Origin of the sequence: Serratia sp. Ser99 (assembly GCF_024519545.1) — a bacterium.
Classification (GTDB): domain Bacteria; phylum Pseudomonadota; class Gammaproteobacteria; order Enterobacterales; family Enterobacteriaceae; genus Serratia; species Serratia liquefaciens.
Genome location: NZ_JALJRT010000009.1, coordinates 77876 through 98710, shown reverse-complemented (window position 1 = coordinate 98710; position 20835 = coordinate 77876). Strand labels below are relative to the sequence as shown.

The 20835-nt window shown below is 56.9% G+C and carries 23 protein-coding genes; 15 read left to right on the top strand and 8 right to left on the bottom strand.

Going from position 1 to position 20835, the window contains the following annotated elements; translation table 11 throughout:
• From phnH to phnP, 9 genes are read left to right on the top strand one after another with little or no spacing between them, the layout of a single operon-like run.
• Window positions 1-582, top strand: a complete 582-nt coding sequence (phnH, locus tag NR114_RS18000) for a phosphonate C-P lyase system protein PhnH (RefSeq protein WP_129983216.1) — start codon at window positions 1-3, stop codon at window positions 580-582.
• On the top strand, window positions 582-1667 hold the full coding sequence (locus tag NR114_RS17995; protein WP_048762826.1) for a carbon-phosphorus lyase complex subunit PhnI: 1086 nt from the start codon (window positions 582-584) through the stop codon (window positions 1665-1667). Before phnH ends, NR114_RS17995 begins: the two co-directional genes overlap by 1 nt.
• Window positions 1660-2520, top strand: a complete 861-nt coding sequence (locus NR114_RS17990) for an alpha-D-ribose 1-methylphosphonate 5-phosphate C-P-lyase PhnJ (protein ID WP_234530574.1) — start codon at window positions 1660-1662, stop codon at window positions 2518-2520. The genes NR114_RS17995 and NR114_RS17990 overlap by 8 nt, the downstream gene beginning before the upstream one ends.
• The gene (gene phnK / locus NR114_RS17985; RefSeq protein ID WP_020824978.1) at window positions 2520-3308 is read left to right on the top strand and encodes a phosphonate C-P lyase system protein PhnK; all 789 of its coding nucleotides are present in this window, start codon (window positions 2520-2522) and stop codon (window positions 3306-3308) included. Before NR114_RS17990 ends, phnK begins: the two co-directional genes overlap by 1 nt.
• 16 nt (window positions 3309-3324) lie before the next feature.
• Window positions 3325-4029 carry a phosphonate C-P lyase system protein PhnL gene (phnL, locus tag NR114_RS17980; RefSeq protein ID WP_020824977.1) on the top strand — a complete coding sequence of 235 codons (705 nt, stop codon included), beginning with the start codon at window positions 3325-3327 and terminating at the stop codon, window positions 4027-4029.
• Window positions 4029-5165: an alpha-D-ribose 1-methylphosphonate 5-triphosphate diphosphatase gene (phnM, locus tag NR114_RS17975; RefSeq protein WP_020824976.1), complete on the top strand. Its 1137-nt coding sequence runs from the start codon at window positions 4029-4031 to the stop codon at window positions 5163-5165. Before phnL ends, phnM begins: the two co-directional genes overlap by 1 nt.
• Window positions 5165-5734: a ribose 1,5-bisphosphokinase gene (gene phnN / locus NR114_RS17970; RefSeq protein WP_020824975.1), complete on the top strand. Its 570-nt coding sequence runs from the start codon at window positions 5165-5167 to the stop codon at window positions 5732-5734. Before phnM ends, phnN begins: the two co-directional genes overlap by 1 nt.
• Window positions 5731-6333 (top strand): DapH/DapD/GlmU-related protein, encoded by a 603-nt coding sequence (locus NR114_RS17965; RefSeq protein ID WP_234530573.1) that lies wholly within the window; start codon window positions 5731-5733, stop codon window positions 6331-6333. Before phnN ends, NR114_RS17965 begins: the two co-directional genes overlap by 4 nt.
• A gap of 14 nt (window positions 6334-6347) precedes the next feature.
• On the top strand, window positions 6348-7130 hold the full coding sequence (gene phnP, locus NR114_RS17960) for a phosphonate metabolism protein PhnP (protein WP_234530572.1): 783 nt from the start codon (window positions 6348-6350) through the stop codon (window positions 7128-7130).
• Here the strand turns inward: phnP and NR114_RS17955 are convergent.
• The gene (locus NR114_RS17955; protein ID WP_234530571.1) at window positions 7081-7719 is read right to left on the bottom strand and encodes an NAD(P)H-binding protein; all 639 of its coding nucleotides are present in this window, start codon (window positions 7717-7719) and stop codon (window positions 7081-7083) included. The genes phnP and NR114_RS17955 overlap by 50 nt on opposite strands.
• 47 nt (window positions 7720-7766) lie before the next feature.
• Entirely contained in the window at window positions 7767-8195 is a 429-nt protein-coding gene (locus NR114_RS17950) for a YhbP family protein (RefSeq protein WP_265178593.1), read from the bottom strand.
• Window positions 8196-8633: 438 nt separating this feature from the next.
• Between NR114_RS17950 and speFL the strand changes: the two genes are divergently transcribed.
• From speFL to NR114_RS17930, 4 genes are all read left to right on the top strand, one after another.
• Window positions 8634-8738, top strand: coding sequence for a leader peptide SpeFL (speFL, locus tag NR114_RS17945; RefSeq protein WP_112363015.1), 105 nt, complete (start codon window positions 8634-8636; stop codon window positions 8736-8738).
• Window positions 8739-9007: 269 nt separating this feature from the next.
• Window positions 9008-11170 carry an ornithine decarboxylase SpeF gene (gene speF / locus NR114_RS17940; RefSeq protein WP_256824844.1) on the top strand — a complete coding sequence of 721 codons (2163 nt, stop codon included), beginning with the start codon at window positions 9008-9010 and terminating at the stop codon, window positions 11168-11170.
• 63 nt (window positions 11171-11233) lie between these two features.
• Entirely contained in the window at window positions 11234-12550 is a 1317-nt protein-coding gene (potE, locus tag NR114_RS17935) for a putrescine-ornithine antiporter (protein WP_041415181.1), read from the top strand.
• 90 nt (window positions 12551-12640) lie between these two features.
• On the top strand, window positions 12641-12949 hold the full coding sequence (locus NR114_RS17930; RefSeq protein ID WP_071844585.1) for a GIY-YIG nuclease family protein: 309 nt from the start codon (window positions 12641-12643) through the stop codon (window positions 12947-12949).
• Here the strand turns inward: NR114_RS17930 and NR114_RS17925 are convergent.
• Window positions 12936-13439 (bottom strand): GNAT family N-acetyltransferase, encoded by a 504-nt coding sequence (locus NR114_RS17925; RefSeq protein ID WP_020824967.1) that lies wholly within the window; start codon window positions 13437-13439, stop codon window positions 12936-12938. The two genes, NR114_RS17930 and NR114_RS17925, sit on opposite strands and share 14 nt — an antisense overlap.
• Window positions 13433-13954 carry an SCP2 domain-containing protein gene (locus NR114_RS17920; RefSeq protein ID WP_020824966.1) on the bottom strand — a complete coding sequence of 174 codons (522 nt, stop codon included), beginning with the start codon at window positions 13952-13954 and terminating at the stop codon, window positions 13433-13435. The genes NR114_RS17925 and NR114_RS17920 overlap by 7 nt, the downstream gene beginning before the upstream one ends.
• Window positions 13955-14208: 254 nt before the next feature.
• Between NR114_RS17920 and NR114_RS17915 the strand changes: the two genes are divergently transcribed.
• Both NR114_RS17915 and NR114_RS17910 read left to right on the top strand, forming a co-directional pair.
• Window positions 14209-15204: a peptidase U32 family protein gene (locus NR114_RS17915; protein WP_044553975.1), complete on the top strand. Its 996-nt coding sequence runs from the start codon at window positions 14209-14211 to the stop codon at window positions 15202-15204.
• 11 nt (window positions 15205-15215) lie between these two features.
• Window positions 15216-16094, top strand: coding sequence for a U32 family peptidase (locus NR114_RS17910; protein WP_020824964.1), 879 nt, complete (start codon window positions 15216-15218; stop codon window positions 16092-16094).
• Window positions 16095-16162: 68 nt separating this feature from the next.
• On the opposite strand, the gene NR114_RS17905 is transcribed toward NR114_RS17910, so the two are convergent.
• The 4 genes from NR114_RS17905 to NR114_RS17890 all read right to left on the bottom strand — a co-directional run bounded on the left by NR114_RS17905 (window position 16163) and on the right by NR114_RS17890 (window position 20635).
• Window positions 16163-17284, bottom strand: a complete 1122-nt coding sequence (locus tag NR114_RS17905; protein ID WP_234530569.1) for a cupin domain-containing protein — start codon at window positions 17282-17284, stop codon at window positions 16163-16165.
• 104 nt (window positions 17285-17388) lie between these two features.
• Window positions 17389-18531, bottom strand: a complete 1143-nt coding sequence (locus NR114_RS17900) for an ABC transporter permease (protein WP_020824962.1) — start codon at window positions 18529-18531, stop codon at window positions 17389-17391.
• Window positions 18528-19682, bottom strand: coding sequence for an ABC transporter permease (locus tag NR114_RS17895; RefSeq protein ID WP_020824961.1), 1155 nt, complete (start codon window positions 19680-19682; stop codon window positions 18528-18530). Before NR114_RS17895 ends, NR114_RS17900 begins: the two co-directional genes overlap by 4 nt.
• On the bottom strand, window positions 19664-20635 hold the full coding sequence (locus NR114_RS17890; RefSeq protein WP_020824960.1) for an HlyD family secretion protein: 972 nt from the start codon (window positions 20633-20635) through the stop codon (window positions 19664-19666). The genes NR114_RS17895 and NR114_RS17890 overlap by 19 nt, the downstream gene beginning before the upstream one ends.
• Window positions 20636-20835 lie beyond the last annotated feature (200 nt).

Sequence of the window (20835 nt, the reverse complement as noted above, 5' to 3'; positions counted from 1 at the left end):
ATGAGCCTACTGACAGGTTTTACCCAGCCGATCGACCAATCTCAGCAGACTTTCCGCTTAATTCTTAAGGCGTTAAGCGAGCCTGGGCCTGTGGTCACGCTGCAAGGCAGCCCAACCTGGGACAGGCTGAATGCAGCCAGTACCGCTGCCTTGCTGACCCTGGCGGATCAGGAAACTCCGATCCAGCTGAGTCCTGAGCTAAAAAGTGAGCAAGCGCTAACAAACATTCGCTTCCACAGTGGCGCACCGCTGGCCGAGCGCGCCGAAGAGGTGTGTTTCGCCCTGTTCGATAGCCAACTGCAGGCGACCGATTTACAGGCATTGCCGCACGGCAGCGAAATTTCCCCCGAGTTCAGCGCTACGGTGATTGTGCAGTTAGCTAGCCTGGAACAAGGCGCCGCCCTGCGCCTGACCGGGCCAGGCATCGAACATCAACGAATTATTTCACCGCAGCTGCCGCCGGCGCTGCTGGATTACCTGCTTAACCGCCCGCAGCGCTTCCCGCTGGGGCTGGATTTCCTGCTGACCTGCGGCGAATGCCTGTTGGCGTTACCGCGAACCACCCACGTGGAGGTGTGCTGATGTACGTTGCCGTTAAAGGGGGCGAAAAAGCCATTGAGGCCGCCCATCAGTTACAAGAACAGCTGCGGCGCGGCGATGACAGCGTGGCGGAACTGAGCGCACTGCAGATTGAGCAGCAGCTGGGCCTGGCCGTGGACAGGGTCATGACCGAGGGCGGCATCTACGATCCTGAGCTGGCGGCGCTGGCCATCAAGCAGGCAAGCGGCGATCTGGTCGAGGCCATTTTCCTGCTGCGCGCCTACCGTACCACCCTGCCGCGCCTGGCGATCGGCGAACCGCTGGCGACAGAAAATATGCGACTGGAGCGCCGCATCTCGGCAGTTTACAAGGACTTGCCCGGCGGACAGGTGCTGGGGCCAACCTACGATTACACCCACCGGCTGTTGGATTTCGCGTTGCTGGCGGAAGGAGAAGCCCCCCGCGCACCACAGGCGGACGAACCCTTGCCGGAAAACTGTGCCCACGTGTTTGATCTGCTCAGTCAGCAACAGCTGGCATTGGCGGAGCGGGACGACGGCAGCATACCGGACGATATCACCCGTAATCCTCCGGTTTACCCCTGCTCACGCTCAGCGCGTCTGCAGCAATTGGTGCGCGGTGACGAAGGCTTTTTACTGGCGCTGAGCTACTCCACCCAACGTGGCTACGGCCGTACCCACCCGTTCGCCGGCGAGATCCGCACCGGCTATGTTTCAGCGGAGATCACGCCAGAAGAGCTGGGTTTCACCATTGATATCGGCGAAATCCTGCTAACCGAATGCGAGATGGTTAACGGCTTTATTGATCCGGTTGACCAGCCGCCGCATTTCACCCGCGGCTATGGTCTGGTGTTTGGCCGGGCCGAACGCAAGGCGATGGCAATGGCGCTGGTAGACCGTGCTCTGCAAAGCCCCGAGTACGACGAAGGCATCGCCAGCCCGGCGCAGGACGAAGAGTTCGTGCTGGCCCATGCCGATAACGTCGAAGCCGCCGGCTTTGTTTCCCACCTTAAACTGCCGCACTACGTCGATTTCCAGGCAGAGCTGGAACTGCTTAAGCGTCTGCGCCAGGAATTTAGCGAGCGTCAGGAGGCCCGCAATGAGTGAAGTATTAACCGGCTACAACCTGGGCTACCTGGACGAGCAAACCAAGCGCATGATCCGTCGCGCCATTTTGAAGGCAATCGCCATCCCCGGTTATCAGGTGCCGTTCGGCGGCCGTGAAATGCCGATGCCCTACGGCTGGGGCACCGGCGGCATTCAGTTGACCGCCAGCGTGATTGGCCGTGCCGACGTGCTGAAGGTGATTGATCAGGGCGCCGACGACACCACCAACGCCGTGTCGATTCGCCGCTTCTTCCAGCGCGTCGCCGGGGTCGCCACCACCGAACGCACGCCCGAGGCTACGCTGATCCAGACCCGTCACCGCATTCCGGAAACCGCGCTGCGCGAAGACCAGATCCTGATTTATCAGGTGCCGATCCCTGAGCCGCTGCGCTTTATCGAACCGCGAGAAACCGAGACCCGCAAAATGCATGCGCTGGAAGAGTATGGCGTGATGCAGGTGAAGCTGTACGAAGACATCGCGCGCTACGGCCACATCGCCACCACCTACGCCTATCCGGTGAAGATCAATGACCGCTACGTGATGGATCCGTCGCCGATCCCCAAATTCGATAACCCGAAAATGCACATGATGCCGGCGCTGCAGCTGTTTGGTGCCGGACGCGAGAAGCGTATCTATGCCCTGCCACCCTTTACCAAAGTGGAGAGCCTGGACTTCGACGATCATCCGTTCAGCGTACAGCAGTGGAACGAGCCCTGCGCGCTGTGCGGCTCGCGCCACAGTTATCTGGACGAAGTGGTGCTCGACGACCAGGGCAACCGCATGTTCGTCTGCTCCGATACCGATTACTGCCAGCAGCAACTGGCGCAACCTTCGCAAGAGGCGCAGCACTGATGACTTCCACCCCTCTGAGCACCACGCCGCTGCTGTCGGTGGCTAACCTGACCCACCTGTACGCGCCGGGCAAAGGCTTTAGCGATGTGTCTTTCGATATCTACCCCGGTGAAGTGCTGGGCATCGTCGGCGAATCCGGCTCCGGCAAAACCACCCTGCTGAAGTCGATCTCTGCGCGGCTGGCGCCACAGCAAGGGCAGATCCTCTACCGTCCGCAGGCCGGGCAACAGCATGATTTATATGCGATGGCGGAAAGCGATCGCCGCCGCCTGCTGCGCACCGACTGGGGCGTAGTGCATCAGCACCCGCTCGACGGGCTTCGGCCCAAGGTTTCCGCCGGCGGCAACATCGGCGAACGGCTGATGGCCATCGGCCAGCGCCACTATGGCGACATCCGCCGTCAGGCCGGGCAGTGGCTGGAAGACGTTGAGATCCCGCTGTCGCGCCTTGACGATCTGCCGACCACCTTTTCCGGCGGCATGCAGCAACGCTTGCAGATCGCCCGCAATCTGGTGACCCACCCGAAGCTGGTATTTATGGACGAACCCACCGGTGGTCTGGACGTTTCGGTGCAGGCGCGGCTGCTCGATCTGCTGCGCACTTTGGTGGTGGAAATGCAGTTGGCGGCGGTGATCGTCACCCACGATCTCGGCGTGGCGCGCCTGCTGGCGCACCGCTTGCTGGTGATGAAACAGGGCGAGGTGGTGGAAAGCGGCCTGACCGACCGGGTGCTGGACGATCCACACCATCCTTATACCCAACTGCTGGTTTCTTCGGTGCTGTCGTAACTCAAGGTAATAACAGATGACTATTCAAATCCGGGTTGAACACCTCAGCAAAACCTTTGTGCTCCACCAGCAGCACGGCACGCGGCTGCCGGTGTTGCACGACGCCAACATGACGGTCAGCAGCGGCGAGTGTGTGGTGCTGCACGGCCATTCCGGCAGCGGAAAATCAACCCTGCTGCGCTCGCTGTATGCCAACTATCTGCCCGACAGCGGCCATATCTGGGTCAACCATCAGGGGGAATGGCTGGACATGGTGCAGGCCGAAGCGCGCCAAATCCTGGCGGTTCGCCGTCATACCCTTGGCTGGGTCAGCCAGTTCCTGCGAGTGATCCCCCGTATCAGCGCGCTGGACGTCGTGATGCAGCCGTTACTGGAACAGGGTGCCGATCGCGCCGAATGCCGTGAGCGCGCCGAAACCTTGCTTAACCAGCTCAATGTGCCGCAGCGTCTGTGGCAGTTGGCGCCTTCGACCTTCTCCGGCGGCGAGCAACAGCGGGTGAATATTGCGCGCGGCTTTATTGTCGATTATCCGATTTTGCTGCTGGACGAACCCACGGCGTCACTCGACAGCCGCAACAGCGCGGCAGTGGTCGCCTTGATCGAACAGGCCAAACGGCGCGGCGCGGCTATCGTCGGCATTTTTCATGATGAGGGCGTCCGTCAGCAGGTCGCCGACAGGTTATATGACATGCAGGCGCCACAGGCGCTGGAGATCCTCTGATGATCATCAATAACGTGAAGCTGGTGCTGGAAGATCAGGTTGTCGAAGGATCGCTGGAGATCAGCGACGGCACGATCCGCAGTTTTGCCGATACGCCCAGTCAGTTACCCCAGGCACTGAACGGTGAAGGCGGCTGGTTGCTGCCTGGCCTGATCGAATTACACACCGACAACCTGGACAAGTTTTTCACCCCGCGCCCTAACGTCGACTGGCCGGCCCATTCGGCCATGAGCAGCCATGATGCATTGATGGTGGCCAATGGCATCACCACCGTGCTAGACGCAGTGGCCATTGGCGACGTACGCGACGGCGGTCACCGGCTGGAGAACCTGCAAAAAATGATCGACGCGGTGATCCACAGCCAGCGTGCGGGGGTGAATCGCGCCGAACACCGGTTGCACCTGCGCTGCGAACTGCCGCACGACAGCACCCTGCCGTTGTTCGAACAGCTGATGGACAAGCCGGGCGTGTCTCTGGTGTCGTTGATGGACCATTCGCCGGGTCAGCGCCAGTTCGCTTCGCGAGAAAAATACCGCGAATATTATCAGGGCAAATACAACCTCAATGACCAGCAGATGAGCGACTTTGAGGAGCAGCAAATCGGGCTTTCCGCTCGCTGGGCCACGCCAAACCGCGAAGCGATCGCCGCTCACTGCCGGGCACGCAAGATCTCTCTTGCCAGCCACGACGACGCGACCGCCGAACACGTAGCCGAGTCCTGTGCACTGGGCAGCGCCATTGCCGAATTCCCCACCACCGAAGCCGCGGCCCTGGCCTCGCATCAGCAAGGATTACAAGTGCTGATGGGGGCGCCGAATATCGTGCGCGGCGGTTCCCACTCCGGCAACGTGGCAGCGCACCATCTGGCGGCGTTGGGGGTGTTGGATATTCTGTCTTCCGATTATTACCCGGCCAGCCTGCTGGATGCGGCATTTCGTATCGCGGCCGACGAGCGCAACGGCTACGGCTTGCCGCAGGCGGTGCAGATGATCACCCGCAACCCGGCGAAAGCGCTGGACTTGCAGGATCGCGGGACCATCGCCGAAGGATTACGGGCAGATTTGGTACTGGCTCGGCCGCACGGCGAGCATATCTACGTGCAGAACGTGTGGCGCCAGGGCAAGCAGGTGTTCTGATGGCACAGCTTATCTATCTGATGGGGCCTTCCGGGGCCGGGAAAGACAGCCTGCTGGCCGCCCTGCGCGCCCATGCCGACAGTGCGCCGCTGGTGGCGCACCGTTATATCACCCGGCCGGCAGACGCCGGCTGCGAGAACCATATTGCGCTCAGTGAACCCGAATTTTTGCGCCGCCGCGCCAAAGGCCTGTTCGCCCTCGACTGGCACGCGCACCAGCATCATTACGCTTTTGGGATCGAAGTGGATCTTTGGTTGCTGCAGGGGATCGATGTGGTGGTCAACGGCTCGCGCGCTCACTTATTGCAGGCGCAGCAGCGTTATGGCGCACAGCTGCTGCCGGTTTGCCTGCAGGTCAGTACGCATATTCTCCGCCAGCGGCTGCAAAACCGCGGACGCGAAAATGCCGAGCAGATCGAACAACGATTGGCGCGAGCGGCAGAGTACCAGGAAAAACTCCCTGCCGGTTGCCGACGGTTGGATAACGACGGCAACCTTGATGACACGCTGGCGGCGCTGTTGGCGCTGCTGCCCTCTTTGGCAAAACAACCACAGGATGCCGTGCCATGAACGATGCTGCACAGCAGAAAATCGGTAACAACGTGACGCTTAACCGCAGTCGCTTAGGCCAATATGTACATCTGGCCGACGATGCGATTTTGGAAGAGGTGGAGATGGGTGACTACTCCTACACCGCCGGACACAACCAGATTTTTTACGCCACCATCGGCAAATTCGTGTCGATTGCCTCTTATGTGCGTATCAATCCTGGCAATCACCCCACTTACCAGCGTATCGCCCAACACCATTTCACCTACCGCGCTTCAGAGTATGACCTGGGAGAAGACGACGAAGCGTTCTTCGACTGGCGGCGCGAACAGCATGTGACTATCGGCCACGACGTCTGGATCGGTCATAACGCCATCGTCATGCCCGGCGTCAGCATCGGCAACGGTGCCGTTATCGGCAGCGCGGCCGTCGTCACCAAAGATGTCTCCCCCTATGAGATTGTCGCCGGCGTAGCGGCCAAAAAGATCGGCATGCGTTTCGACGACGCCCTGATCGAACGCATTGAGCGCAGCCAGTGGTGGCACTGGGACCACCAGACGCTGCAACAGCGGTTGGCGGATTTCCGTGATATCCATGCCTTCGCGGAGAAGTATTTATAATCGGGAGTGACGACATGCAACTGACGTTTCTCGGCACCGGTGGCGCGCAACAGATCCCGGTGTTTGGCTGTGATTGTCTGGTCTGTCAGCGGGCGAGGCGCGAGCCGGCGTTTCGGCGACGACCGTGCAGCGCCATGCTCAAATTTCAGGGGGAAACGACCTTGCTGGATGCAGGATTACCGTCGTTGGAACGGCGTTTTTCGGCGGGGGAAATTCAACGTTTTTTACTGACACATTACCACATGGATCACGTACAGGGGTTATTTCCTTTGCGTTGGGGGTGCGGAAATTTTATTCCGGTCTATGGTCCGGCAGACGAGCAGGGCTGCGATGACCTGTTCAAACACCCTGGTATTCTGGCGTTTCAACCGCCGTTAACCCCCTTCGAACCCTTTGAACTGGGCGGGCTGCGCATCACACCGTTGCCGCTGCAGCATTCAAAAATCACGCTGGGCTATCTGATCCAGGCCGCTGGGGCATCGCTCGCCTACCTGACCGATACCGTCGGTCTGCCGCCCGATACCGACGCTTTTCTACGCGGAGTGCCGTTGGATTTGCTGGTGCTCGATTGCAGCCTGCCCCCTCAGCCGCAGGCACCGCGTAACCACAACGATTTGACCCGTGCGCATGAAATTCAGCAACGCTTGCAACCAGGCCGTACCCTATTGACGCACATCAGCCATCATCTCGATTTGTGGCTGACGGACAATGAACTGCCGCCTGGCCTGGAGCTGGCGTTCGATAATCTCAGCGTGCACTGCGGTAACAATGCAGCCGATCGGATTCCAGCACCCTAACGCCGTTGCCAGGGCTGAACGCCTGTTCCAGCAGGGTTTGCGCCACGTCTTCGGCACTCACCGCTCGCCATTTGCCGGGCAGCAATTTAAACAGCGGCGCGGTGAGGCGCTCCAGCAAGCGCGGCGAGGGCCGTGACCCCAGTAGCATGGATGGCCGCACCAGCGTCAGGCGCGGCCAATTCTGTTCACGCAGCGCCTGCTCCATTTCCCCTTTGGTGCGGTTATAGAGGAACGTAGAGCGCCTGTTCGCGCCTAGCGCACTGACGGCCAGACAATGCTGCGCCCCTAACCGACGGCCAGTCAGCGCACTTTCCACCACCAGGGTGTAATCGACATAATGGAAATTAGCGTCGCTACCGGCTTCGCGGCGGGTCGCCCCCAGGCAGCAAAACACCATATCGACCGGCTGTTCACATTCAGTCAGCAGCGCGAACAAATCATCCCCTACCGGGTTCTCTAATTTTTCGTTCGGCGGCAATGGTTTGCGCGTTGGCGCCACGATCGCCGTGACCTGCGGATCACGCTGCAGCAGATATAACAGTGCTTTACCCACCAACCCAGTTGCCCCGACAATGAATACCCGTGCCATATGCCCTCCCGCTGATTGATGATGCTGAAAAGTATAGTTTGCGGTATTCAGACCCGCGCCCAGTGAAGCTTTTTACCGAAACCGAGGGTATTGTCAGTCATCTTCACCTCCTGCAGATCCAACTGCCAGACCGGCGCCTTCATCATCTTGGCTATCGGGAAACGCTTGCAGTAACGTGCCCGTGCCAACGCCTCCTGCTCACCGTTCAGCATCGTCGCTTGCGCCCGATACTGAATGCCGCGGATCAAGGCGATGGTCTTCGGTTTCGGCGCTATGGTGCCCACCACGCTGGCGTTTTGCAGCATCAGCTCACCGTGACGGGTGTGGGTTTCGGTCATCAACCACAGCGCCATCCGCTCGGTGTCAAACACGTAGAAACAATTGGCGCACCACATATCCATGCCGTTTCCCGCGCACAGCGTCAGTACGTGCTCCTTGCTGAGAAACTGTGCGATAAGTTGATGCTCATCGGTCATAGTCACTGTGAATTCTCCCCGTTATCTTGTTTCATCTTAACCCGTGTTGTTGAGGCGGGTCACAAATAACAACAATGTCGGAAAAAATCAAAAGAGAATAAACACCCAGATAAAGTGAATTTATATACAAAATATCATTATATGGACTTATAACATAATAAAAACAAACTCACTTCAATTGCGCATTATACGCCCCTCTTAAACGCAATTTTTTTTGCTATTTCTCCCGCATAGAAAAAATCAGGTAGCAGAAAGGGCTATTTGTTATCAATCTATTTACATGCATAATCACTCTTTAGAGGTATTCTTATGCAACTCAATGCATAACCAGTGAATAGTTATTTACTTGAAGGTGTATATGCGTGATGCATGTCACATATTTTGCTCAGGCCTGCGTTAAAATAGCGCCATCTTTTCACTCACAAAGGTGGATTAGAAATGGAAAACAACAACAGAAAAATGGCGCATATCAGGCGCACAACCCATATTATGATGATGGCTCATCGTAGTTGCTTTAGCTTCGCTTTCTTTAACTTCAGATAACCTCCCTCCTCGTTCGTCCTTATTCCGAACGCAAGACATCATTACGAATTATTTTTCACTCTGTTCAACAGAGATAAACTGCTGTTGCTTACGCAGCGGAAAACATCGTAATTCATCTTCATGGGATAAGAACGTCATCACAAAATAATAGAGTGAACTCAGGAATGCCTTCCGGCATGCCAGGTTCTCGTACACCTTTATTTTAATAAGGTATTAACGGCAGATTTAATTATTTGCCGGTGGAATACCTTTGTCTGAAGAATGAGAAAATGAAAAAGTTAAAAATTGCCGCTAATGAAAAAACACTGGGCTGCTTTGAAACAGAACGTGAAATTGTCGATGTACATCAGAGCGATTTCAATGATGTCGCCGCCATTGTGCTGTCCGTTGAGGACGTTACGAAGGGCATGGTGACGCATCTCGAAGAGATCGGGTTGAACATCCCGCTGTTTGTGGCGGTTTGCTGCGAAGAAGAGTTGGACAATGCCGTATTACCGGCGCTGCACGGGGTATTTGAACTCTGCGGGAAAAACACCCAGTTCTACGGCAAGCAGTTGGAGGCCGCGGCGGTAAAATATGAAAAAGATCTGCTGCCACCGTTCTTCAACACGCTGACGCAGTATGTCGAAATGGGTAACGCCACCTTTGCCTGTCCGGGCCATCAGGGCGGTGAATTCTTCCGTAAACATCCGGCCGGACGTCAGTTCTTTGATTTCTATGGCGAGACGCTGTTCCGTTCCGATATGTGCAACGCGGACGTCAAACTGGGCGACTTATTGATCCACGAGGGGGCACCCTGTGCCGCGCAGCAACACGCAGCCAAGGTGTTTAACGCCGATAAGACCTATTTCGTGCTGAATGGGACCTCGGCATCAAACAAAGTTGCGACCAACGCCCTGTTAACACGCGGCGATTTAGTGTTGTTCGACCGTAATAACCATAAATCCAATCACCATGGCGCACTGATTCAAGCTGGTGCAACGCCGGTGTATCTGGAGACCGCCCGCAACCCATTTGGCTTTATCGGCGGTATTTATGCGCACTGCTTCGATGAACGTTATTTACGTCAGCAAATCCGCGAAGTGGCGCCGGAACGTGCCAATGAAGCCCGGCCTTTCCGTCTGGCAATCATCCAGTTAGGCACCTACGACGGCACCATTTACAACGCTCGCCAGGTGGTCGACAAGATTGGGCACCTGTGCGATTACATCCTGTTTGACTCCGCCTGGGTGGGCTACGAACAATTCATCCCAATGATGAAAGATTGTTCGCCTTTACTGCTTGAACTGAATGAAAACGACCCGGGGATCATTGTGACCCAGTCCGTTCACAAACAGCAGGCCGGCTTCTCGCAAACCTCACAAATCCATAAAAAAGACAAACATATCAAAGGCCAAAGTCGCTATTGCAACCATAAACGCTTTAATAACGCTTTTATGCTGCATGCTTCCACCAGCCCGTTCTATCCGCTGTTTGCCGCTCTGGACGTCAATGCCAAAATGCATGAAGGGAAAAGCGGTCAGCGCCTGTGGAAGGAGTGCGTTCGCGTAGGGATTGAAGCCCGTAAAATGCTGCTGGAGACCTGCCAGTTAATCAAACCTTTTGTTCCAGACCAGATCGACGGCAAGCCCTGGCAGTCTTATGACACCGAGACAATGGCCAACGATTTGCGCTTCTTCAACTTTGTGCCAGGCGAGAAGTGGCATGCCTTTGAAGGCTATGCGGAATCGCAGTATTTTGTCGACCCTTGCAAGCTGTTGCTCACCACGCCGGGCATAGACACGGCGAGCGGTAACTACAGTGACTTCGGCATTCCGGCGACCATTTTGGCCAACTATCTGCGCGAAAACGGCATAGTACCGGAAAAATGCGATCTCAACTCGATCCTGTTCCTGCTCACTCCGGCCGAAGACATCGCCAAAATGCAGCATCTGGTGGCGCTGATTGCCCGCTTTGAAAAACACATCGAGCAGGATTCATTACTCAGTGAAGTCCTGCCCGCGGTATATAAAAGCAATGAGCAACGCTACAAGAATTATACCCTGCGTCAACTTTGCCAAGAAATGCACGATCTCTATGTCAGTTACGATGTTAAAGAACTGCAAAAAGAGATGTTCCGCAAGAATTATTTCCCTCGTGTCGCCATGAACCCGCAAGATGCCAATACAGAATTTGTCCGCGGCAATATCGAATTGGTTTCATTGGCCAAGGCTGAGGGCCGCATTGCGGCAGAGGGTGCACTACCTTACCCTCCGGGTGTTTTATGTGTCGTCCCTGGAGAAATATGGGGTGGCGCTGCACAGCGTTATTTCCTGGCATTGGAGGAAGGCATTAATTTACTTCCTGGTTTCGCACCGGAATTGCAGGGTGTTTATATCCAACAAGATGAAGATGGCTGGAATCGCGCTTACGGCTACGTCATGAGTAATTAATGACCTCACAAGGCGGTGAATATTATTCACCGCCCAGATCGCATCATAAAAGAGAGAATGATCATGAGTAAGTCTAATAATAAAATGGGGGTCGTGCAGTTAACGATCCTGACGGCCGTCAACATGATGGGGTCCGGCATAATTATGCTGCCGACCAAATTGGCCGAGGTAGGCACAATTTCTATTGTTTCCTGGTTGGTCACTGCGGTTGGTTCAATGGCGCTGGCCTATGCCTTCGCCAAATGCGGGATGTTCAGCCGTAAATCCGGCGGTATGGGGGGGTATGCTGAATATGCCTTCGGCAAATCGGGCAACTTTATGGCGAACTATACCTACGGCGTTTCGTTACTGATCGCCAATATCGCCATCGCCATTTCCGCCGTGGGCTACGGTACCGAGCTGTTTGGCGCCAACCTGAGCCCGTTGGGGATCTGTATCGCCACCATTGGTGTGCTGTGGTTAGCCACGGTCGCCAACTTCGGCGGCGCTCGCATTACCGGCAGGATCAGCGGCATCACCGTTTGGGGCGTCATCATCCCGGTGGTCGGGATTTCGATCATCGGCTGGCACTGGTTCAGCGGCAGCGCTTACGTCGCCGCGTGGAACCCGCATCAGGTGCCAACTTTTGAAGCCATTGGCGCTTCGATTTCCATGACCCTATGGGCTTTCCTGGGCCTCGAATCCGCCTGTGCCAATACCGATGTGGTGGAGAACCCAGAACGTAATGTGCCGATCGCCGTATTGGGCGGCACGCTTAGCGCCGCAGTGATCTATATCGTTTCGACCAACGTGATCGCCGGTATAGTACCGAATATGGACCTGGCCAATTCCACCGCGCCGTTTGGGCTGGCGTTTTCCCATATGTTCAACCCAACGGTCGGCAAGATCATCATGGCACTGATGATCATGTCCTGCGTCGGGTCGCTGCTGGGGTGGCAGTTCACCATCGCTCAGGTATTCAAATCTTCCGCCGACAGCGGTTTCTTCCCGAAAATCTTCTCGAAACTCAGCAAGGCGGACGCCCCGGTCAAAGGCATGCTGACCATCGTCGTTATCCAGAGCGTACTGTCGCTGATGACCATCAGCCCGTCGCTGAACAAGCAGTTCAACGTGCTGGTTAACCTGGCGGTAGTGACCAATATTATCCCCTACATCTTGTCGATGGCGGCGCTGATCATTATTCAGAAGGTGGCGAAAGTGCCGGAGAAAAAAGCGCGGATCGCCAACATCATTGCCGGCATTGGCGCGCTTTACAGCTTCTATGCGCTCTACAGTTCCGGTGAAGAGGCCATGATGTGGGGTGCCATCGCCACTTTCCTCGGCTGGACGCTGTACGGCCTCGTTTCACCTCGCTTTGAAATGGCGGGCAAAAAAGGCTAACCGTAATCATCCGCAGGCGGACAGGGTGGGATTACGACGGTGAACATGCCATCATATTCCCACCCTGACCACCGAAGTTGCTGCTTATTCATGACCGATACCCTCTCCCCCTGGCACCTTTACATGCTGCGTCTGCCTAACGGCATGCTGTATACCGGCATTACTACCGACGTCGAACGACGTCTGGCGCAGCATCAGGCTGGCAAAGGTGCAAAGGCACTGCGGGGCAAAGGCGAGCTGGTGTTGGCGTTTCACTGCCTGGCGGGGGATCGTTCTAAAGCGCTAAGGCTGGAATATCGGGTGAAGCAACTGAGCAAAACGCAAAAAGAGAGGCTGGTGAATCACCCGCCTCTTTCGTTGGATCATCTACTGCCGGACGCTGAGATTAAAACCGGTTAAACGGCTCGGAAAACTCCACCGCCCCGCGCGCATCATCCAGAGCATTTTCCGCCAGCGGATACACCTGGAAGGCGGCTTCGCTGCCCGGCCAACGGCACTGCAGCCCGTAGGCGGCAGCCGGTTTAAAGCCAAAGCGGCCGTAATAAGCGGGATCGCCCAGCACCACTACTGCGGCATAGCTGAACTCATTGAGCGAATCCAATCCTTCGTAGATCAGTTTTTCACCCAGCCCTTGGCGACGCAGGCTTTCGTCCACCGCCAGCGGTGCCAGACCGACCCATTGGCGATCCTCCCCGGCCACGTCCACCGGACTGAACGCCGCATAACCTACCACGCCGCCTTCGTCGTCGGTGGCGACAATGCCCAGCGTCAGCAGGCCATCTTCGCGCAGTTGCTGCACCAGATCGGCCTCGTCGTCACGCCCAAAGGCACGACGCAACAGTGCGTCGATCCCTGCGGCATCTACCGGAATTTCTACGCGGATTAGCATGATACCGGCACACGGGAAGTTTGCACCGTGCCCTCCTGCAGCCCTGCTTCGACAAATTCAGCCAGTTGCAGCAGGCCCAGGCGCAATGGCGCAGGCATGGCTTCCAACTCGATGGCGTCCATCAGATTTTTTACATACAGGCCCAATTCGGTGTCCCCTTCAATCTGCAGCCGACGCTGAAAGAACAGCGTATCGGGATCTTGCTTACGCGCTGCGATAAGAATCAGATCGTTGGCGTCGCCGCTGAAGCTGACATCAGCCTCGGCATGTTGGCTGACAACCAGCTTGCCGTTTTCTACCGTCATAAACCAGTGTAGCGCCAGATCGCGGACTTCGATCTTTAACCAGCGCGATTCGAGAAATTCCAAATCGCCATCCGCCAACGCCTGGCGGAACTGCCAGCCCAGCACCTGTTCCAGAAGCTGGCGCTGCAAAGCAAACGGCGTGAATTTTAGCGGTACTCGCAGCAGCGACGGCCCCTGGCGCACAATGCGCGCTCGTAATTGTTCCAACACTGTCGTTCACTCCTTTCAACACAGATGCACTATTTTGCCACAGTGGCGCACGGCAGAAGCGCTCTATATCAACAAATAGTGCATTTCGCCGCCAGCTTTATCAATACGCCAGAAGCTGCCTCAAATCAAAGCCTGTTCAGCGCGCTTTCACTAAAATTGCCTCCCGATTAGCGTTTGCCGGTTAAAAACGGTCACCGGTAAACATTGTGACAGCCCGCATCCGCCATGGGTGCATGCTGAGTCAGGATAAATCTATGGAGCTGCTTTGTCCCGCCGGTAACCTGCCGGCCCTGAAGGCTGCGGTGGATAACGGCGCTGACGCCGTGTACATCGGCCTGAAAGATGATACCAACGCGCGCCACTTTGCCGGCCTCAACTTTACCGAGAAAAAGCTGCAGGAAGCGGTCGAGTACGTCCATCGCCACAACCGCAAGCTGCACATCGCCATCAACACCTTCGCCCACCCGGACGGCTATGCCCGCTGGCAGCGGGCGGTAGACATGGCGGCGCAGTTGGGTGCCGACGTGCTGATCCTCGCCGATTTGGCGATGCTGGAATACGCCGCCGAACGTTACCCGCAGTTGGAGCGTCACGTGTCGGTGCAAGCTTCTGCCACTAACGAAGAGGCAATTCGCTTCTACCAACGCCATTTCGACGTCGGTCGGGTAGTGCTGCCGCGCGTGCTGTCGATGCACCAGGTTAAACAGCTGGCGCGTACCAGCCCTGTGCCGCTTGAGGTCTTCGCCTTCGGCAGCCTGTGCATCATGGCCGAGGGGCGTTGCTACCTCTCCTCTTACCTGACCGGCGAATCCCCCAATACCGTCGGTGCCTGTTCGCCGGCGCGCTACGTGCGCTGGCAGCAAACGGCTCAGGGTATGGAGTCACGCCTGAACGGCGTGCTGATCGACCGCTACCGGGACGATGAAAATGCCGGTTACCCGACGCTGTGCAAGGGCCGCTATCTGGTGGATGACGTGCGCTACCACGCGCTGGAAGAGCCCACCAGCCTCAATACGCTGGAACTGCTGCCGGAACTGCTGGCTGCCAATATCGCTTCGGTGAAGATTGAAGGCCGCCAGCGCAGCCCGGCCTATGTTAGCCAGGTTGCCCGCGTGTGGCGTCAGGCCATCGATCGCTGCCAGGCCGATCCGGCCGCTTATCAGGCCGAGGCCGGCTGGATGGAAGCGCTCGGCTCGATGTCCGAAGGCACCCAAACCACCCTCGGTGCCTATCACCGCAAATGGCAGTAGCAGGAGGACGCATGAAATACGCATTAGGCCCGGTGCTGTACTACTGGCCAAAAACCGAGGTCGAGAGTTTTTATCAGCAGGCGGTAAACAGCAGCGCGGAGATTATTTATCTCGGTGAAAGCGTCTGCACCAAACGGCGTGAAATGAAGGTGGGAGACTGGCTGGCGCTGGCGCAAGAGATAGCCCGCAGCGGCAAGCAGGTGGTGATCTCTACCCTGGCCCTGTTACAGGCGCCGTCCGAGCTGAACGAACTGAAGCGTTATGTGGAAAACGGCGAATTCCTGATAGAAGCCAACGATCTGGGCACGGTGAACATGGCCGCGGAACGTGGCCTGCCGTTCGTCGCCGGTCACGCGCTGAATTGCTACAACGCCTACACCCTGCGTCTGCTGCACCGCCAGGGCATGACCCGCTGGTGTATGCCGGTCGAGCTGTCACGCGACTGGCTGGCCAAACTGTTGGCGCAGTGCGAGGAACTGGGCTTCCGCCAGCAGTTTGAAGTGGAAGTGCTGAGCTACGGCCACCTGCCGCTGGCCTATTCGGCACGCTGCTTCACCGCACGGTCTGAAGACCGCGCCAAGGACGAATGCGAAACCTGCTGCATCAAATACCCGCAGGGCCGCATGATGCGTTCCCAAGAACAGCAACAGGTGTTCGTGCTCAACGGTATTCAGACCATGAGCGGCTACTGTTATAACCTGGGTAACGAATTGAGCGGTATGCAGGGATTGGTAGACATCGTGCGCCTGTCGCCGCAGAGCACGGAGACGTTGGCTCTGGTCGAACGCTTCCGTGCCAACGAGCAGGGTGCGCAGCCGTTAACGCTCACCGATCAAGCCGACTGCAACGGCTACTGGCGCCGGGTCGCGGGGCTGGAATTGGTGTCTTAATTCGTTGAGAAAATACAAAACTGCCGGGTAGGCGTAGCGCCACCCGGCAAGTCAGCCAACAGCGACAACTACTCTTTGAAGAACCAGTATCCCTGATTGATCAGCTCGGTCAGCTCAGCCACAAAGGCCGGATTTTGCAACGCATCACCCAGCTCCGGCTGGCCCAGCTCGGTATAACGACACAGCGCATCGGCCGCACGATCGTCCACGGTGTTCAGACGCTCGCTGTTGACGAAGAAGCTGCCGCCGACCTGCAGCACACGCAGGCCGCTCAGGCGAGTCAGGGTTTCACCGCCCATCAGCGCATTCAGTACCTCTTCCGCTTCATAAGGGGGTTCCGCCATAGCGATATCCAGCTCATGACGTGGCGTAGTGGCAAAACGGCCAAACCACTGCTTAAAGTCTTCCGGTTGGCCGATCATTTCGAACATCATTGAGCGCAGTCGCTCAAGCTCATATTCTTCAACCCGGCCCGGATGTTCACGCAGGGTTAAATCAGGATCGCTGTAATGCGCACCACCCAGATCTTTTTCCAGCGCGTAATCAGCAAAGCTGCTGATCAAGTCACGGCCGTTTGGCCCACGGAAGCCCACTGAATAGTTGAACGCCGTTTCGTGGGTAAAGCCGTAATGTGGGAAGCCTGGCGGGATGTACAGAATGTCGCCCGGTTCCAATTCTTCATCAATGATCGGCTCGAACGGATCAACGTGCAGCAGCGCCGGGTGCGGGCAGAACTGACGCATCGGCAAGGCGTCGCCTACGCGCCAGCGACGGCGGCCCATCCCCTGAATGATGAACACATCGTAGTTGTCGATATGCGGACCCACACCGCCTCCCGGCACCGAGAAGGAGATCATCAGATCATCCAGGCGCCAGTCCGGCAAGGCGCGAAACGGACGCACCAGCTCGGCTGAGGGCGCATGCCAGTGGTTAACCGCCTGCGCCAGCAGTGACCAACCCGTTTCACCGAGGTCATCGAAATGTTCAAACGGACCGTTGCTGGCCTGCCATTTTCCCTCTGCGTTGCTCACCAGACGGCTGTCAACCTCCTGCTCCATCGCCAGCCCCGCCAGTTCGTCAGGCGTGATAGGATCGACAAAATTCGGGAAGGCATTTTTCAAAACAACAGGTTTTTTCTGCCAATACTTCTCTAAAAACTCGGGCCAGTTCAGGTTCAGTTGGTAAGCCATACAATCACACCAGTAAGAAAATTCACGGACGTGATTATGCGAGACAGCGCATCTGTCCACCTTGTTAAGGGTCAAGGAAATGGTGGGGCTCCCTTGCTGGAACGTTAATTAACCTGCCGTTTGCGGAACATACTGCGCAGCGCGACGCTGTTGCGTACGAAACCCACGCCGAAGCCCAACAGGGTGTAAACAATCCCCAGCACCAGCAGCATCGCCACGTCCCCCCACACTTCGTTCAGCGACAACCCCATCTGGTTAACCCCCGCAACGGCCTTGGTTGCCCAGGTGGAGGGAATGCTGTAGGAAATCGCCCGCACCCAGCCCGGCATTGCCTGCAGCGGCCAGATGGTGCCCGAAAGATAAAATATCGGCGTCGTAATAAACGCCAGCGTCAGGTAGATCATTTCGACGCTGCGCAGGCACTCGGTCACCAGCTTGCCCAACCCCAGCACCGCCAGTAAGAACGGGAAGGTCAGCAGCAGAATTTCCGCAATGCCCGCCGTTTGCCGATAGCCCAGCACCCATGGCCACAACACAAACAGCACGATCGACAGGAACAGCCAGATCGGCAGCAACGCCGTCAGCCCCCCCAGATGCGCCGCCAGCGGCGCTTTACCCCCGGGCATGCTCTTCATGGCAATGCTGACGCGCACGCAGGCAATCAACAGCGAGTGCTGCAACAGCATCACCAGCAGGCCGGGGAAGATGATCGCCGCAAAGCTGATGCCCGGGTTGAACACATCTAGCGTCTGCCCGACGATCGGCGTCAGGATCACCTGCGCCTGGCGTTCGCTGAAACCGCTGCGTAACAGCAGGCCGTTGTTGTACTGGGTCAGCAACTGCTGATAAGCCGCCACCACATCCTGCTGGATCTGCCCGTTGGCCAGGCGGTTGGTCGCATCGCCATACACCGGCACCACGATATTCTGGCCGCTCAGGATCTTCTTCTCCAGATCCACCGGCATGATGATCACCGCGAACAGCTTGCGCCAGCCAAGATCCCGCTGCGCCTGCTCAAGACTGTCGTAGGTTTCAATAGCGATTTTGGAGGTGGCGTCCAGTTGACGGATCAGCTGGCGACTGGCGGTGCTGTGGTCCTGATCGATGACGCCCACCGGCAGATCCCATACCGTGCGGTTGGCATAGACCATGCTCATGACGCACAACGACAGGATCAACATCAGCCACATCGGCCGCTCCAGCATGCCGAGCAGCACCCGGACGAAGGTTTGCCAATAAAGTTTCATCCTGCCCCCCCTTCTTTTAACAGCCGCGCCAACAGCCGGTTACGCACCAGCAGTGCGGTCACCAGCGGATAAATCGACAGCAACGCACAGACGCTGAAGATGGCGCTGGCAGGGACTTGCCGCAGGAATACGTCAAACATGGCGTACAACGCATGAGTTAACGGCTCAATATTAGAAATAATGCGCGCCGGCAGCGGCATCGACAGTTCCGGCACCGCCATGCCCGAAAAGGTCAGCGCAATACTCACCAAAATGGCGATCAGGCTGTAGGCGGTGATGGTGCTGCTGGTAAAGGTAAACAGCAGCAGGCCAATGCTCTGCGCCGCCATCACGTAGAAGAAGCCAATCATCAGCATGAACAGCGGATTGCCGCTGACGCGGGCGTCAAAAATGCCCACCAACGCGGCAATTTCAACCATCAGCAAGCTGGTGAAACATAAGGTGTACGGCGCCAACTTGCCGAGCAGCGCCAGGCTGAACGGCCGCGCCTTCAACAAGGATTTACTGCGTGCCAACACGTAAATCATGCAGGTCACTACGAACAGCTGCAGCAGGTGGATGGTGGCGGCAAACTGTTGATAATAAATATAGCTGCCGCTGGCGTTGAATAAACTGCCGTAGGAAAGCGTCACGTCCGCCAGGGGCGGCAGTGTTTTGCCCATCTCGCCGGCGATGATGCTGCGGTAGCTGGCGTTGATTTCGGTCATCAGGCCGCTGAAGTCCTGGGTGGAATACAGCCCCGCACCGTAAAACAGCGCATTGTAGTACATCACCACGCTCGGCTGTTTGCCAGCCAACGCGTTGGCCTCAAAATCCGGCGGCACATACAGCAGCGCATAATCCTGCGCGCTACGCAAGCGATGCAGCGATTCCTGCAGCCCACCGGGGTAAGCCTCGACGTGGGCGTGCGAACCGGCATCCAGACGGCGCGTCAGCGATTTGGATAGCGGGCTGTGATCGCTGTCCACTACCGACACCGGCAGATCGAGCAAGGTCCCTTCCGAAAAGTTACTGCTGATCAGACCAAACAGGATCAGCGGGAAGATCCAACTCAGCCAATGCACCACCGGGCTGCGGAAGGCAAGCCGACACTCGTTGCCAAACGCATGGCTGAAGCAGCGCCAGCCGGCCCTTACTCTTTCCATAGCCATAAGCTGCTCATCCCTGGGCGCAGGCCGTCTACCGGCTGTGACGGATACAGGCGCACTTCAAACGTTTTCAGATCGAAGTCACCGGTAGCTCGGGTGGCGCGTTTGGTGGCGTAGTCGCCCAGCGGGGCGATATAACGCACTTCCGCCTCGATCATTTTGTCCTTCAGTGCCGGTACCCGCATCTGGACTTTGTCGCCCTTCCGCACGTGAGCCAAAATATCTTCACGCAGGTTAAACACGAAATAAGCGTCCGGTATGCGGATCAGCGTCAGCAATGGGCTACCCGCATTCAACAACTCGCCCACTTCTGCCGGTATTGGCCCAACTTCGCCGGTCACCGGAGCTAATACCTGCAAGTCGTCCGTCTGGGCTTTCACCTGCAGCAAGTTTTCTTCCGCTGCTCGCAGTGCCGCAGCGTACTGTTGCCGTAATTCGACACGGTCGCCGTTAATCCCTTCGTCCAGGTTGGCTTTGGCCGCCTGCACCTGTTGGAAAGCGGTATCGCGCGCGCGGCGTGAAGCGTCCAATTCAGATTTCGAAATATAACCTTTACCGGCCACGCTCAGGTTGCGGTTGTAGTCGTTTTGCGCGTTGCGATATTGCGCTTCGGACTGCGCCAGGTTGGCGCGCAGGTTGCGGATGCTTTCTTCACGCGTGCCGTGTAGCGACTGCTCGAGCTGCGCTTTGGCCTCATCGCGCGACGCCTGCGCGGAACGCAGTTGCGCCATCAGTTCCGGGCTGTCGAGATGAATCATCACTTGCCCTGCCTGCACGTCGTCCCCACGCTCCACCAGACGTTCAATCACTCGTCCCTTAGCCTTGGAAGCCACAATCACCTCAGGCGCATCCACTTCGCCCTGCAACAACAAATCCTGATTATGCGCGCGGAACAATATCGCCATGGCGATCGCCACCACCATCAACAGTAGGGTAAACAACGTCTTTTTTTTCATTCTCTCAGCTCCCTGAGCAATAAGCGGCAGGTGAAATCATCATGTCCATATCTCAATAAACTCCCAAAAAAACCATTTTACTCATAAGGATATTCCGAGCACATATATCCTCTTTTATAACTATAAATTGGATTATGCTTTTAACACTAAAAGCACATTATGCTTTGTAGTTTGCAGACTTCTGCAATCGCCCTTTAAGC

Bases quoted from the DNA above. Each gene is read 5' to 3' on its own strand.
- NR114_RS17905 (WP_234530569.1), bottom strand. From the start codon at position 17,284: ATGGCTTACCAACTGAACCTGAACTGGCCCGAGTTTTTAGAGAAGTAT.
- phnL (WP_020824977.1), top strand. From the start codon at position 3,325: ATGACTATTCAAATCCGGGTTGAACACCTCAGCAAAACCTTTGTGCTC.
- NR114_RS17990 (WP_234530574.1), top strand. From the start codon at position 1,660: ATGAGTGAAGTATTAACCGGCTACAACCTGGGCTACCTGGACGAGCAA.
- phnH (WP_129983216.1), top strand. From the start codon at position 1: ATGAGCCTACTGACAGGTTTTACCCAGCCGATCGACCAATCTCAGCAG.
- phnP (WP_234530572.1), top strand. From the start codon at position 6,348: ATGCAACTGACGTTTCTCGGCACCGGTGGCGCGCAACAGATCCCGGTG.
- phnM (WP_020824976.1), top strand. From the start codon at position 4,029: ATGATCATCAATAACGTGAAGCTGGTGCTGGAAGATCAGGTTGTCGAA.
- NR114_RS17915 (WP_044553975.1), top strand. From the start codon at position 14,209: ATGGAGCTGCTTTGTCCCGCCGGTAACCTGCCGGCCCTGAAGGCTGCG.
- NR114_RS17950 (WP_265178593.1), bottom strand. From the start codon at position 8,195: ATGACCGATGAGCATCAACTTATCGCACAGTTTCTCAGCAAGGAGCAC.
- NR114_RS17930 (WP_071844585.1), top strand. From the start codon at position 12,641: ATGACCGATACCCTCTCCCCCTGGCACCTTTACATGCTGCGTCTGCCT.
- NR114_RS17890 (WP_020824960.1), bottom strand. From the start codon at position 20,635: ATGAAAAAAAAGACGTTGTTTACCCTACTGTTGATGGTGGTGGCGATC.
- NR114_RS17895 (WP_020824961.1), bottom strand. From the start codon at position 19,682: ATGGCTATGGAAAGAGTAAGGGCCGGCTGGCGCTGCTTCAGCCATGCG.
- NR114_RS17925 (WP_020824967.1), bottom strand. From the start codon at position 13,439: ATGCTAATCCGCGTAGAAATTCCGGTAGATGCCGCAGGGATCGACGCA.
- NR114_RS17910 (WP_020824964.1), top strand. From the start codon at position 15,216: ATGAAATACGCATTAGGCCCGGTGCTGTACTACTGGCCAAAAACCGAG.
- speFL (WP_112363015.1), top strand. From the start codon at position 8,634: ATGGAAAACAACAACAGAAAAATGGCGCATATCAGGCGCACAACCCAT.
- NR114_RS17965 (WP_234530573.1), top strand. From the start codon at position 5,731: ATGAACGATGCTGCACAGCAGAAAATCGGTAACAACGTGACGCTTAAC.
- NR114_RS17995 (WP_048762826.1), top strand. From the start codon at position 582: ATGTACGTTGCCGTTAAAGGGGGCGAAAAAGCCATTGAGGCCGCCCAT.
- phnN (WP_020824975.1), top strand. From the start codon at position 5,165: ATGGCACAGCTTATCTATCTGATGGGGCCTTCCGGGGCCGGGAAAGAC.
- potE (WP_041415181.1), top strand. From the start codon at position 11,234: ATGAGTAAGTCTAATAATAAAATGGGGGTCGTGCAGTTAACGATCCTG.
- NR114_RS17900 (WP_020824962.1), bottom strand. From the start codon at position 18,531: ATGAAACTTTATTGGCAAACCTTCGTCCGGGTGCTGCTCGGCATGCTG.
- speF (WP_256824844.1), top strand. From the start codon at position 9,008: ATGAAAAAGTTAAAAATTGCCGCTAATGAAAAAACACTGGGCTGCTTT.
- NR114_RS17955 (WP_234530571.1), bottom strand. From the start codon at position 7,719: ATGGCACGGGTATTCATTGTCGGGGCAACTGGGTTGGTGGGTAAAGCA.
- phnK (WP_020824978.1), top strand. From the start codon at position 2,520: ATGACTTCCACCCCTCTGAGCACCACGCCGCTGCTGTCGGTGGCTAAC.